Annotated in this window: 13 protein-coding genes; 7 read left to right on the forward strand and 6 right to left on the reverse strand. The window is 68.1% G+C overall.

The annotated features are described in order from the left end of the window. Positions 1-18 precede the first annotated feature (18 nt). Positions 19-918 (forward strand): alpha/beta hydrolase, encoded by a 900-nt coding sequence (locus tag RNZ50_20475; protein MDT8857369.1) that lies wholly within the window; start codon positions 19-21, stop codon positions 916-918. Here RNZ50_20475 and RNZ50_20480 read toward each other — a convergent pair. Next, positions 915-1,976, reverse strand: coding sequence for a calcium-binding protein (locus RNZ50_20480; GenBank protein ID MDT8857370.1), 1,062 nt, complete (start codon positions 1,974-1,976; stop codon positions 915-917). The two genes, RNZ50_20475 and RNZ50_20480, sit on opposite strands and share 4 nt — an antisense overlap. A gap of 317 nt (positions 1,977-2,293) precedes the next feature. Here RNZ50_20480 and rpsO point away from each other — a divergent pair, with 317 nt between their 5' ends. From rpsO to RNZ50_20500, 4 genes are all read left to right on the forward strand, one after another. After that, positions 2,294-2,563 carry a 30S ribosomal protein S15 gene (rpsO, locus tag RNZ50_20485; protein MDT8857371.1) on the forward strand — a complete coding sequence of 90 codons (270 nt, stop codon included), beginning with the start codon at positions 2,294-2,296 and terminating at the stop codon, positions 2,561-2,563. A gap of 199 nt (positions 2,564-2,762) precedes the next feature. Further along, positions 2,763-4,904 carry a polyribonucleotide nucleotidyltransferase gene (gene pnp, locus RNZ50_20490; GenBank protein MDT8857372.1) on the forward strand — a complete coding sequence of 714 codons (2,142 nt, stop codon included), beginning with the start codon at positions 2,763-2,765 and terminating at the stop codon, positions 4,902-4,904. Between the two features lie 154 nt (positions 4,905-5,058). Next, on the forward strand, positions 5,059-5,664 hold the full coding sequence (locus tag RNZ50_20495) for a L,D-transpeptidase (protein MDT8857373.1): 606 nt from the start codon (positions 5,059-5,061) through the stop codon (positions 5,662-5,664). A gap of 193 nt (positions 5,665-5,857) precedes the next feature. After that, entirely contained in the window at positions 5,858-7,303 is a 1,446-nt protein-coding gene (locus tag RNZ50_20500) for an aldehyde dehydrogenase family protein (GenBank protein ID MDT8857374.1), read from the forward strand. A 190-nt stretch (positions 7,304-7,493) separates the two neighbouring features. Here the strand turns inward: RNZ50_20500 and RNZ50_20505 are convergent, their stop codons facing one another. The 5 genes from RNZ50_20505 to RNZ50_20525 form a co-directional block, all read right to left on the reverse strand. After that, on the reverse strand, positions 7,494-8,144 hold the full coding sequence (locus RNZ50_20505) for a pseudouridine synthase (GenBank protein ID MDT8857375.1): 651 nt from the start codon (positions 8,142-8,144) through the stop codon (positions 7,494-7,496). Between the two features lie 737 nt (positions 8,145-8,881). Then, positions 8,882-9,505 carry a LysE family translocator gene (locus RNZ50_20510; protein MDT8857376.1) on the reverse strand — a complete coding sequence of 208 codons (624 nt, stop codon included), beginning with the start codon at positions 9,503-9,505 and terminating at the stop codon, positions 8,882-8,884. Between the two features lie 367 nt (positions 9,506-9,872). Beyond that, positions 9,873-10,652 (reverse strand): GFA family protein, encoded by a 780-nt coding sequence (locus tag RNZ50_20515; protein MDT8857377.1) that lies wholly within the window; start codon positions 10,650-10,652, stop codon positions 9,873-9,875. Beyond that, a complete protein-coding gene (locus RNZ50_20520; protein ID MDT8857378.1) occupies positions 10,642-11,145 on the reverse strand; it encodes a GAF domain-containing protein in 504 nt (167 codons plus the stop codon). The genes RNZ50_20515 and RNZ50_20520 overlap by 11 nt, the downstream gene beginning before the upstream one ends. A 130-nt stretch (positions 11,146-11,275) precedes the next feature. Continuing rightward, complete coding sequence (locus RNZ50_20525; protein MDT8857379.1) at positions 11,276-12,448, reverse strand: acetyl-CoA C-acyltransferase; 1,173 nt, start codon at positions 12,446-12,448, stop codon at positions 11,276-11,278. Positions 12,449-12,533: 85 nt separating this feature from the next. On the opposite strand from RNZ50_20525, the gene RNZ50_20530 reads away from it, so the two are divergent. Continuing rightward, positions 12,534-12,869 carry an STAS domain-containing protein gene (locus RNZ50_20530; protein ID MDT8857380.1) on the forward strand — a complete coding sequence of 112 codons (336 nt, stop codon included), beginning with the start codon at positions 12,534-12,536 and terminating at the stop codon, positions 12,867-12,869. 40 nt (positions 12,870-12,909) lie between these two features. Next, a complete protein-coding gene (locus RNZ50_20535) occupies positions 12,910-13,368 on the forward strand; it encodes an ATP-binding protein (GenBank protein ID MDT8857381.1) in 459 nt (152 codons plus the stop codon). The last annotated feature ends 144 nt before the right edge of the window (positions 13,369-13,512 follow it).

Here is a 13,512-nt window from a genome sequence, read left to right on the forward strand (position 1 = left end):
GGAGAAAGGCAGGACCGCATGACCACGATCCCCGGCTTTACCCGCACGCCCGTCGCGACCAACGGCATCACCCTGTCGGTGCAGCAGGCCGGGCGCGGCGCGGCGCTGGTGCTTCTGCACGGCTATCCGCAGAACGGCATGTGCTGGAGCAGGGTCGCCCCCGCGCTGGCCGAATGTTTCCACGTCATCATCCCCGACCTGCGCGGCTATGGCGAAAGCGATGCCCCGCCCGACGATGCCGACCACACCGCCTATTCCAAGCGCGAGATGGCGCGCGACATCGTCGGGTTGCTGGATGCGCTGGGCATCGACCGGGCGATGGTGCTGGGCCATGACCGGGGCGCGCGCGTCACCTACCGGCTGGCGCTGGATCACCCCGACCGGGTCAGCCGGGTCGGCATCATCGAGATCGCGCCGACCTCGGAATACTGGGCTGCGTGGAACGCCCGGATGGCGATGGCCGCCTATCACTGGACCTTCCTTGCCCAGCCCGCCCCGCTGCCGGAACGGATGATCACCGCCGATCCGGTAGCCTATGTCGACTGGACGCTGGCAAGCTGGACCGCGTCGAAGACGCTGGCACCCTTTCCGGCGCAGGCCTTGGCGGCCTATCGCAAGCAGGCGCAAGACCCGGCCCGGATCGCCGCGATGTGCGCCGACTACCGCGCCGGGGCCACCACCGACCGGCGGATCGACGAGGAGGACAGGGCCGAAAACCGGCGCATCGCCGCCCCGCTGTGCTTTCTGTGGGGGCGGCACGGCTTTCCGGCGCGCACCGACGACCCGGCGGCCATCTGGCGGCGCTGGGCCGAAACCGTGACCGATGCCGCCTGCGAGTCGGGCCATTTCGTCATGGAAGAAGCGCCCGAGTCGGTGCTTGCGACCTTCCTGCCGTTCTTCGTGGCCGACCGGCCCTAGACCGGCAGCGCCGCCGTCAGCCGGATCGTTGCGGCGGTCAGGCCCGCCCCGCCCTGCACCAGCGCCAGCGGCAGCCCGTCAAGCAGCACCATGACATCCTCGGCATCCCCTGCCGGTTCCAGCGTGATCTGCGGGTCGGGATGCGCGGCCGGGTCATAGACCACCATGATCTCGTCCTCGGCTGCGTCGTAGTCATGGATATGGGCGAAATCGCCCGTTCCGAGCCAGTCGTTCAGCACGAAGAGGTCGGCCCCGTCGCCGCCCGCCGCATGGTCGCCGTCGCCCGCCACCAGCCTGTCATTCCCGGCGCCGCCGTTCAGGAAATCTATCTGACCATCGGCCACACCGCTGTCCAGCGTGTCAGCACCGTCACCGCCATCGAGCGTGTCGCTGCCGGTCCCGCCCAGCAGCATGTCATCGCCAAAGCCGCCGGTCAGCCAGTCGTCGCCCGCACCACCGATCAGCGTGTCGTTGCCGTCGCCGCCCAGCAGTTCATCGGCCCCGGCGCCGCCGTCGATCAGGTCAGCCCCTTCATGGCCGAAAAGCCGGTCATCGCCGTCATTGCCGGTCAGCCAGTCGTCGCCATCCTCGCCATGCAGCACGTCGCTGCCGGCACCGCCCACCAGCGTGTCGGAACCTGCGCCGCCGAACAGCTGGTCATCGCCGTCGCCACCGTCGATCAGGTCATCGCCGCCACGGCCGCCCAGCTGGTCGGCCCCGGCCCCGCCGGTCAGGGTGTCATCGGCTTCCCTGCCGGTCAGAATGTCATCGCCCGCGCCGCCCGCGAGGAGGACCGGTTCATCCTCGGGGTCGGGAATGTCGTCGGACACGGCGGGGTTGTCGTCTTCGAATTCCAGCCCCGGGTCGGCGGATTCGTCGCCGGCCCAGTGCCCGTCAAGCCAGTCCAGCATGCTGCCGCCGCTGCCGGACCCGCCAGCCGCATCTTCCGGCGGGGCATCCTCCGCTTCTTCGCCGCCTTCCGGGCTCGCCCGGTTCAAGGCCGTATCGGCCACGACCCCTGCGAACCATGCCCCCAGCAACCCCAGCAATCCCAACACGGCAACACCCCCGATCCACACCATTGACCCGGCAGTCGCCCCGTTAACCACAAATGGGCCTAACCGACTGCAATACCGTGACTTTATGCCAGACATCATGGCATGAAAGCGGCAGGACTGCCAGCGTTTAGCGGCGTTTCGATCAAATGTCGCACGATCTGCCCGCCCGCTGCCGGGGCAAACGGGAAATGCCGCTTCCCTTTTCGGCCAATTTCCCCTATACGCGCGCATCTGCCGCAGTTGGCGGAGCCTGCACAAGGGCCCTGCTGGACGACATCCCGGCTCGTGCCGTCACACTCAACTCCAAGGAGATTCCGATGTCGATCACCGTCGAAGAAAAAGCCCGCCTGATCAGCGAATACGCGACCAAGGAAAAGGACACCGGCTCGCCCGAAGTCCAGGTCGCCATCCTGTCCTCGCGGATTGCCACGCTGACCGAACACTTCAAGACCCACAAGAAGGACAACCATTCCCGCCGTGGGTTGCTGATGATGGTGGCACAGCGCCGCAAGCTGCTGGACTATCTCAAGGGCAAGGACGAAGGCCGCTACACCGCGCTGATCGCGCGTCTGGGCCTGCGTCGCTGACGACACGCCGCGCCTCCGGGGGAAACCCCGGGGGCGCGACAGCATTTCGACTGTCTTTTCACCCCCGGAATGACCGGGGAACGGCCCTTGCCACCGGGCTCCATGGTGCGGGTAGCGGAAAAGAGACGGGGCCACGGGCAATACGGCCCGTACGCAATCAGGCCGGGTGGAGGGTCCTCCGGCCAACATAGGAACGCAGATGTTCAACGTTACGAAAAAATCCATCCAGTGGGGCGACGAGACGCTGACGCTGGAAACGGGCAAGGTCGCCCGTCAGGCCGACGGTTCGGTGATCGCCACTCTGGGCGAAACCAGCGTCATGGCCAACGTCACCTTCGCGAAGTCGGCCAAACCGGGGCAGGATTTCTTCCCCCTGACCGTGCATTATCAGGAACGCTACTACGCGGCCGGCAAAGTGCCCGGCGGCTTCTTCAAGCGCGAGGCGCGTCCTTCCGAGAAAGAAACCCTGACCTCGCGGCTGATCGACCGTCCGATCCGCCCGCTGTTCGTCGATGGGTTCAAGAACGAGGTTCTGCTGATCGTCACCGTGCTGTCGCACGATCTGGTCAATGAACCCGACATTCTTGCCATGATCGCGGCCTCGGCCGCGCTGACCATTTCCGGCGTGCCCTTCATGGGCCCGATCGCCGCTGCCCGCGTCGGCTTCACCCAGGGCGCCTATGTCCTGAACCCCGATGTCGAAGACATGCAGAAGCTGCGCGACAACCCGGCCCAGCGGCTGGATCTGGTCGTGGCCGGCACCAAAGACGCCGTGATGATGGTGGAATCCGAAGCCTATGAGCTTTCGGAAGACGAGATGCTGGGCGCGGTGAAGTTCGGCCATGACGCGATGCAGCCGGTGATCGACCTGATCCTCGACTTCGCGGAAGATTGCGCGAAAGAGCCGTTCGACTTCCAGCCCGCCGACTATTCGGGCCTTTACGCATCGGTCAAGGCTGCGGGCGAGACCGCGATGCGGGCCGCCTTCGCGATCAAGGACAAGCAGGCGCGCACCAACGCCATCGACGCCGTCCGCGACACCGTGAAAGCCGCCCTGTCGGCCGAAGACCTTGCCAACGAAAATCTGGGCTCCTGCTTCAAGAAGCTGGAATCCTCGATCCTGCGCGGCGACATCATCAACGGCGGCGCGCGCATCGACGGGCGGGATACGAAAACCGTCCGCCCGATCGTGTCGGAAACCGGCATCCTGCCGCGGACCCACGGCTCGGCGCTGTTCACCCGCGGCGAAACCCAGGGCCTCGTGATCACCACGCTGGGCACTGGCGAGGATGAGCAGATCATCGACGCGCTGCACGGCAATTCGCGTTCGAACTTCCTGCTGCACTACAACTTCCCGCCCTACTCGGTCGGTGAAGTCGGCCGCTTCGGCCCCCCCGGCCGCCGCGAGATCGGCCACGGCAAGCTGGCATGGCGCGCCTTGCAAGCCGTGCTGCCCGCCGCGACCGACTTCCCCTACACCATCCGCGTCGTGTCCGAGATCACCGAATCCAACGGTTCCTCGTCGATGGCTTCCGTCTGCGGCGGCTCGCTGTCGATGATGGATGCTGGCGTGCCGCTGAAGGCTCCGGTCGCTGGCGTGGCGATGGGCCTGATCCTGGAAGACGACGGCCGCTATGCCGTGCTGACTGACATCCTTGGCGACGAGGATCACCTCGGCGACATGGACTTCAAGGTGGCCGGCACGGCGAACGGCATCACCTCGCTGCAGATGGACATCAAGATTGCGGGCATCACCCCCGCGATCATGGAACAGGCGCTGGCGCAGGCGAAAGACGGCCGCCTGCACATCCTGGGCGAGATGGCCAAGGCGCTGACCCAGGCGCAGGCCTTCAGCGAATACGCCCCCAAGATCGAAACGCTGACCATCCCGACCGACAAGATCCGTGAAGTGATCGGCTCGGGCGGCAAGGTCATCCGCGAGATCGTGGAACTGTCGGGCGCCAAGGTCGACATCAACGACGACGGCATGATCAAGATCGCCTCGAACGACGCGAACGCGATCAAGCGCGCCTACGACATGATCTGGTCGATCGTGGCCGAGCCGGAAGAAGGCAAGGTCTACACCGGCCGCGTGGTGAAGCTGGTCGATTTCGGCGCCTTCGTGAACTTCTTCGGCAAGCGCGACGGTCTGGTGCATGTGTCGCAGATCGCGTCCAAGCGCCTGCAGCACCCGAACGAATACCTGAAGGAAGGCCAGGAAGTGAAAGTCAAGCTGCTGGGCTTCGATGATCGCGGCAAGGTCCGGCTCGGCATGAAGATGGTCGATCAGGAAACCGGGCTGGAGATCAGCGAAAAAGCGCAAAGCGAAGCCGAAGCGTAAGGCCTCGCACCGCACATCCTGGGGCCCCGGCGGTAACGCCGGGGCCTTTTTGCATCACCATTGCATCACCCGGTCGCAGCCTTCGCCTTCGGCACTGGCCCGAATCGAAGATTCATCAAATCCTGTTGTCTCATCTTGACCGAAGGTTGGCCCAATGCCCTTTTCCCTTGCCCCCACCCGCCGCCAGTTCGTGACGACCGGCCTTGCCGCGCTGGCCGCCACGCCGCTTGTCGGCCGCCCGCTTGCCGCTGCTGCCCCCGAAGGGTGGGTGCTGCCCGAAGAACACCTGCCGCGCATCGTCCGCCTCGGCACCAGGCTTGACCCTTTCGAGCTGCACGTGGACCCCAACAGCTTCGCGCTTTACTGGACACTGGAAGGCGACAAGGCGATCCGCTTTGCCGTGGGCGTGGGGCGCGGCGACCTTTACCTGCCGGGCGTGTTTCACGTCGGCGCCAAGAAGGAATGGCCAAGCTGGACGCCGACCAGGGAAATGATCGCCCGCGACCCCGGCCACTACGCGAAATACGCCGACGGGATGCCGGGCGGGCCAACCAACCCGCTGGGCGCCCGCGCGATCTACCTGTTCGACGAGGTGCGCGGCGATACCTTCCTGCGCATCCACGGCACGCCCGAACCGTGGACGGTCGGCTCTGCCGTCTCGAACGGTTGCGTCCGGCTGGTCAACGAACATGTGTCGGCGCTTTACGACATGGTCCCGCTGGGGGCCCGCGTCGTTCTGCACACCAAGCGCGCCGCCTGAATCCGGACCTGCCGCCAACGCCGGCACTGGCCGACGAACCCGCATCAGGCCGACGGCACACAGGATGGGCCTTTGCGCCATGCAGCGTCGCAACCGGGCTGGCGTCAGGGTCGGGCCCTGCTAGACTTGGCCGTCACGCGGGGCCCCGGCGCCGTCAGGCAAACCCGCCGCCCGCCCGAGCAGGATCAGCACCATGATTGAAAAACGCGACTTCTACATCAACGGCCGCTGGGTCGCCCCGGTCACGCCGCAGGATTGCGTGGTGATCGACCCGTCGACCGAAGACCCCTGCGCCGTGATCAGCCTCGGGTCGGCCGCCGATGCCGACGCCGCCGTTGCCGCCGCCCATGCCGCCTTTCCCGCATGGGCCGCCACGCCGCCCGCCACCCGCGCCGGATTCGTGCGCGCGATCCTTGCGCAACATGAAGCCCGCGCCGACGAAATGGCCGCCGCGATCAGCCTCGAAATGGGCGCCCCGATCGACATGGCGCGCGACAGCCAGGCGCCCTGCCTGCCGTGGCACCTGAAGAATTTCCTCACCGCCTTCGAGCAGATCGAGTGGGTCCGCCCGCTTGGCCCGCACGCCCCGAACGACCGCATCGCGCTGGAACCGATCGGCGTCGTCGGGCTGATCACGCCGTGGAACTGGCCGATGAACCAGGTCACCCTCAAGGTGATTCCGGCGCTGCTGGCGGGCTGCACCTGCGTGCTGAAACCTTCGGAAGAATCGCCGCTGTCGTCGCTGCTGTTCGCGGAATTCGTGCATGACGCAGGGTTGCCCGCGGGCGTCTTCAATCTGGTGAACGGCGACGGCGCGGGGGTCGGCACCCGGCTCTCCAGCCACCCCGATGTCGAGATGATCTCCTTCACCGGCTCCACCCGGGCGGGCAAGGCGATTTCGGCGGCGGCGGCGCAAACGCTGAAGCGGGTGGCGCTGGAACTGGGCGGCAAGGGCGCCAACCTGATCTTCGCCGATGCCGACGACAGGGCGGTGGAACGCGGCGTGCGCCACATGATGAACAACTCTGGCCAGTCGTGCAACGCGCCGTCGCGGATGCTGGTCGAACGCCCGGCCTACGACCGCGCGGTGACCATCGCGGCCGAGGTTGCCGCGTCGATCCGGGTCGGCTCGGCGCATGAACCCGGCCGCCACATCGGCCCGGTGGTGAACAAGCGCCAGTGGGACCAGATTCAGGGCTACATCCAGACCGGCATCGACGAGGGCGCGCGTCTGGTGGCGGGCGGGCCGGGTCTGCCCGATGGCTTCAACCGTGGCTTCTATGTCAAGCCCACGGTCTTTGCCGATGTCGTGCCCGGCATGACCATCGAGGCCGAGGAGATCTTCGGCCCGGTGCTCTGCATCCTGCCCTTCGACACCGAGGCCGAGGCGGTAGCCATCGCCAACAACACTCCCTACGGCCTGACCAACTACGTCCAGTCCGCCGACGGCCCCCGCCGCAACCGCCTCGCCCGCGCCCTGCGCTCCGGCATGGTCGAGATGAACGGCAAGTCACGCAGCGCAGGCGCACCGTTCGGCGGCGTGAAATCCTCGGGCCGCGCCCGCGAGGGCGGCACCTGGGGCATCGAGGAGTTTCTCGAGGTCAAGGCGATTTCCGGGTGGGACAGCGCCGCCGGGTAGCTGCCCTGCCTCGCGCCTTCATGCTTGCAACGCCTGACTTCAGGCTGCAGGTCGGGCGTTGAGACAAAATCCTTGCAAAGGATTTTGCAAGGATTTTCCCGGAAAATCCTTGGTCGCGCCGCCCGCCGCTTCTGCCATGGTCGGCGGCGGGTGCCTCCGGCGGGGATATTTATGCAAAGATGAACGGGGGTCAGAACGGGCAGGGGGAGGAGTAGGTGATGCTCTTGCCGCTTTCGGGGTGACGGATGCGCAGGCTTTCGGCATGAAGCATCAACCGGGGGAATTCGCGGGCCGGGCCTTCGGCATAAAGCGGATCACCAAGGATCGGGTGGCCGGTCTCGGCCATGTGGACCCGCAACTGGTGGCTGCGCCCGGTCTGCGGCATCAGCCGCACCCGGGTTTCCCTGGGCAGGTATTTCACCACCCGCCAGTCGGTGACCGCAGCGCGGCCGGTCTCGTGGTTGACGTGCTGGCGCGGGCGGTTGGGCCAGTCGACGGTCAGCGGCAGGTCGACCCTGCCCTCCGTCGGTTCAAGCCGACCCCAGAGACGGGCGAGGTAGATCTTCCGGGTCTGGCGTTTCTCGAACTGCTGGCCGAGGGCTGCCTGCGCGCTGCGGGTCAGGGCGAAGACCATGACGCCAGAGGTGTCAAGGTCCAGGCGGTGCACCAGCAGTATCTCGGGAAAGACGCCGCGAAGGCGCTCGATCAGGCAATCGGCCTTTTCCTCGCCCTTGCCGGGCACCGACAGCAAGCCCGCGGGCTTGTCCACCAGCACGAGCTGCGCGTCGTGATGGATCAGCCGCAGGGGCACATCGGGTGGGGTATAGGTAAACTCGGTCATGCGCGGGGCATAGCGCAAGCCGGGGCGGCGGCCAAGGCGCAGGTTTCGCCGCCGAGCGAGCGGGGCAGGGTGCGGGTCGCAACGAAGGCCGAGGAACCGTCGTCGGCTTTCAGCGGGGGTCGTGTCGCGGAAGTGGTGGAAACCGGATGGCGGCGCAGTCTCCAGGAGAGTTGGCACCACCCGACCGGCGGCGACCGCCAGAGAGACGGAGGGTCGTCCTGCCATCGGTCCGAAGGCCGGCCCGAGCGCCTTGACTGCGGTTTCCGACAGCAGGGCCCTTCAGCCACCGCCCGACGCGCCGGGGTCAGGCCCGATCAGGGACCGAATGCGGGCGAGCGTCCGCCCGACGATCGAAACGATCTTCGGAAAGGAGTCTGCCGGATTGCGCGGCCACATGCGCGGCGGTCGCGGCGACGGGAGGGCCAGGGACCATCGTCACGGGCACCGCGAGCGGCCGCTGACCGGCGCGGTTGGCACGAGGACGGTGCGCTTGCCGCGCGCCCGTATCGGGACCGAGGACGGCTAGGCGGCCGAATGGCGGTCGAAGGCCGCCACGACCGCGCGGATACGAAACGCGCCAGATCATGCTGTCCTGCGGGGAAACCGTGCCCCGCTGCTCTGGGCGCTGCCGGCCTCGGGCCTGATCCACAAGCGAAATGTTGACTGCGTGCGAGGAGGCCCCGCCAGGAAATCTCCACCACAACACGGCCCCGGCGGGTGGCGCCATGGACTGGCGTTCAGTCGAGCACCAGTTTCGCGGCAAGGCCGCCGAACAGCAGCGCGGCGAGTTTGTTGAGGGCACCCATCCGCGCGCCCAGCGCCCGCCCGGCGTAACCCGCCAGCACGCCGTAACCCGCCGTCACCAGGGCACCGGTAAAGGCGAACAGGCAGCCCAACGCGACGATCTGCTGCCAGACCGGTCCGAGCGCGGGATCGATGAACTGCGGCAGGAAGGCCAGGATGAACAGCACCGGCTTCGGGTTCAGCACGTTCGACAGGATGCCGCGCCGGAAGGCACGGGCGGCCGACGGGGTGCCGCTGCCGGGCGCCAGCGTGCCCCCGGCACGCCAGGATTTCACCGCCAGCCAGAGCAGATATCCGGCCCCGATCCAGCGGACCGCATCAAGCGCGGCGGGGTGGGCGGCGATCAGGGCCGAGACCCCGAGGGCGGCGAGGGTGATGTGCCAGAGCACGCCGACCCCCGCCCCGAACCCCGCCATCGCGCCGACCCTGGGGCCGCCCTGGATGCCGCAGGCCGTGGCGAAGATCATGTCGGCGCCGGGGGCGAAATTGACGACGAGCCCGCCGACGAGAAAGGCGAAGAACTGTTGCGGCGGCATGGCGAGCAGGAGGTCGATCATCGGGCATCCCGGAAAAAGATGCTGCAACATCTGCGGTGGCGGATGAAAGTGCAAGCGCGGGTTTCGGGTGTGGCGGCGGGAGGCGAGCGGCGGGAGGCGAGCGGCGGGCCGCGACCGGACTTCTTTCACGCGTGAAAATCGGTTCAAGCCATTGCTTTGCCGATAATTTATTGGGGGCATCAAGGTTCTGTAAACCTTTTGCCGCCGTTCCTGACAGGGCGGGGCGGCAGGCCCTTGGCGGCGGGGGTGGCGGCGGCACCGGGAGCCCAAAATCCTTTGAAGGATTTTGCAAGAGTTTTTGCGAAACTCTTGGGTCGGGGTGGCGGGCGGCGCGGGCGGATGGCCGGCGGCCGTGTCGGCCTGGGGGTCAAGCGCCCGGCGATTGCGGCAGGCCGTCGTCGATCCGGTAATGGTCGCCCTTGTCGGCGGTGAAGATGTGGTTGGCGAGGCGGCCGCCGGTCGGGCCGTCGATCGCCCCGGCCTCGGCCGAGAAGGCGCCGTCGGCCGCCCGGAAATACAGGCTGGAGCCGCAGGCGGTGCAGAAGCCGCGTCGGCCGCCGTTCGGGCTGGCGCATTCGGCCAGGGCGTCGCGTGACTCCCATGTCAATTGCGCCTCTTCGGCGTCGAACGAGGCGGAGAAATGGCCCGAGGTCTTGCGGCACTGGCTGCAATGGCAGGCAGTGATGGTGCCCGCCGGACCCGGCAGTGAAAAGCGGTTGGCCCGGCAGAGGCAGGCCGCGTGCAGGGTTTCGGGCTTCGCGGCGGGCGGCGGCGGCGGGCCTTCGGGGGCGTAATAGTCGCCCGCGTCTTCGGTGAAGATGTGTTCGACGCCGTGCAGCCCGGTGGGGGCGTCGAGCGCAGCGGGGGCGAAGCTGATGCGGTCTTCGCCGTCGGGCTGCCAGAACAGGGACGCGCCGCACTTGCCGCAGAAGCCTCGGCGGGCGGTGGGCGAGGCGCGGAACCATCGCAGCCCCGCGTCACGGGTCAGGCGGAAGGCGCCGAGCGGCACCGAGCTGGCGGCCCAGAAATGACCGGAAGTCTTGCGGCATTGCGTGCAGTGGCAGGCGACGACCGGGCGCAGCGGGCCGGTGACCTGAAACGCGACCGCGCCACAAAGGCAGCTGCCGGGGATGGAATCATCCTGCATGGCGGAAGGTTTCGGCCAGAATGGCGGCAAGCTCTGCCGCGTCGTGGTCGGTGAAGGCGGCGGGGGTGTTGCTGTCGAGATCGAGCACGCCCAGCAGGCGGCCCTCGCCGTTCAGCACCGGCAGCACCAGTTCGGACCGGGTGGTGGAGGCGCAGGCGATATGGTCGGGGAAGGCATCGACATCGGGGACGACGAGCGCGGTGCGCGTGCGCGCCACGGCGCCGCAGACGCCGCGTGCGAAGGGAATCACCAGGCAGCCGTGGCCCCCCTGATAGGGGCCGATCTTCAACAGATCGGGCGCCGTGACGCGGTAGAACCCGGTCCAGTCCGACAGAGGGTGGCTGTGATGCAACTCGCACGCGACGGTGGCCATCAGGGCGACGGTATCGGTTTCGCCGTGGCAGAGGGCGGCGATCCGGGCGGCGAGGTCGGGGTAGTCGGGTTGGGGCTGGGCGGGTTGGGGATGGTCGGGTTGGGTCTGATCGGGGGGCATGGAAGGGCTTTCTGGCGGGAAGGCCGGGGGGCTTTCTGCCCCCGGACCCCCCGAGGATATTTGGGCAAAGGAGAAAGGGAAAGGGTTCCGGGACCAATTCGGTTTGTTCTGGTTCCGACAGGCTCCGGGCTCAGGGTCTTTCGATCGCGATGGCTGTGCCTTCGCCGCCGCCGATGCAGATGGTGGCGATGCCGCGTTTCAGGCCGCGGCTCTCCAGCGCGTGCAGCAGGGTGACGATGATGCGCGCGCCGCTGGCGCCGATGGGGTGGCCCAGCGCGCAGGCGCCGCCGTTGACGTTCACGCGGTCGTGGGGGAGGGCGAGATCCTGGATGAAGGCCATCGGGACGACGGCGAAGGCCTCGTTCACCTCCCACAGGTCGACGCTGGCGGCGGGCCAGCCGAGGCGGTCCAGCAGCTTGCGGGCGGCCGGGATCGGGGCGGTGGGAAAGCGGGCCGGGGCCTGGGCGTGGCTGGCGTGGCCTGCGATCCGGGCGCGGACCGTCAGGCCGGACGCTGCGGCCGTGGCGGCCGAGGCAAGCACCAGCGCCGCCGCCCCGTCGGAGATCGAGGAGGAATTGGCGGCCGTGACCGTGCCGCCCGCGCGGAAGGCGGGTTTCAGGCCGGGGATCTTTTCGGGCCGTGCGGTGGCGGGCTGTTCGTCGGTGGTGACGGTCGTCTCTCCGGCACGGGTCTTGACGGTGACGGGGGCGATTTCGGCGGCAAAGGCCCCCGAGGCCTGGGCGTCGAGCGCGCGTTGCAGCGAGGCCAGCGCGTAGGCATCCTGCGCTTCGCGGCTGAAGCCGAATTCGGCGGCGCAATCTTCGGCAAAGGTGCCCATCAGGCGGCCCTTGTCATAGGCATCCTCCAGCCCGTCGAGGAACATGTGGTCGAGCGCCTGGGCATGGCCGAGCCGCGCGCCGCCGCGCAGTCTGGGCAGCAGGTAGGGCGCGTTGGTCATGCTTTCCATGCCGCCCGCCACCAGCAGCCCGGTGGCCCCCAGCGCGATCCGGTCATGTGCCAGCATTGCCGCCATCATGCCCGAGCCGCACATCTTGTTCAGCGTGGTGGCGGGGACGCCTTCGCCAAGGCCGGCGGCAAAGCCCGCCTGCCGCGCGGGGGCCTGCCCCTGGCCTGCGGGCAGCACGCAGCCCATCAGCAGTTCTTCGACCTGCGCCGCATCGAGCGGCCCCAATGCGGCGCGAATCGCCGCACCGCCGAGATCGGCCGCCGGAAGCCCGGCGAACACGCCCTGAAACCCGCCCATTGCCGTGCGCGACGCGCCCACGATCACCACATCCTGCATCCCGTTTCCTTTGCTGTGACGGTTACCGGATGGTAACGCCTGCGCCCTACTCTGCAAAGCCATGGTCAGACAGAGGACGGGAAACATGCAACTTGTGGCAGAGCCGCGCGGCGACATCCTGATCGTGCGCGCGATGGAGGACCGGATCGACGCGGCGGGGGCCATCCAGTTCAAGGACCGGATGCGCGAGATTACCCAGCATCCCGCCCCACGGGTGATCCTGGACCTTTCGCGCGTGGCGTTCCTCGACAGTTCGGGGCTGGGGGCGGTGGTCGCGGTGATGAAGCTGCTGGGGCCGGTGCGGAAGCTGGAACTGGCAGGGCTCTCGCCGACGGTGGAAAAGGTGTTCCGGCTGACGCGGATGGATTCGGTCTTTACCATCCACCCCGCCGTGCCGGAGGGGCTGCGGGATGCCGTCTGAACCGGCAGCGGGCGGAGGCCGGGCGGGTGGACGGGGGGGCATGGCACCCGGCGGCACCGGCGGGGCGCAGGAGGGGCCGACCCGGATCGTCATCCCGTCTGACCCTCTGGCCGTGCGGGCGGCGCTGCGGACGCTGTTCGACACCCTGCTGCTGCGCACCATGCCGGAGGACGACCGCAGCACCGCGCAGATCGTGCTGGCCGAGGCTCTGAACAACATCGTCGAACATGCCTATGCCAACAGCCATGGCGAGATCGAGGTGACGCTGTCATTGCAGCCGACCGGGCTGGATTGCCGGATCGTCGATTTCGGTCATCCGATGCCGGGCGGACACCCGCCGGACGGGTCGTTGCCGCCGATCGGGCCGGAGGACACGTTGCCGGAAGGCGGCTTTGGCTGGCACCTGATTCGCAGCCTGTCGCGCGATCTGAACTACGACCGGGTCGATGGCTGCAACCGGCTGAGCTTTCGGCTGGACACCGGGCGCTCCGGGGCCTGATGCTTGGGGCGGGCGGCCGCTGGCGCGTGGCTGAGGTGGGCGGAGGGGCGGCGCCCGGGTTCGGTTCGGCGCTGTCCCGCGCGTGGGGGCGGCCTCCGTGGCGGGTTGGCGCTGGTTGTCGGCGGAAGGCGCGGGTTTCGACGG

The organism is Paracoccaceae bacterium Fryx2, from assembly GCA_032334235.1.
Taxonomy (GTDB): Bacteria; Pseudomonadota; Alphaproteobacteria; order Rhodobacterales; family Rhodobacteraceae; genus JAVSGI01.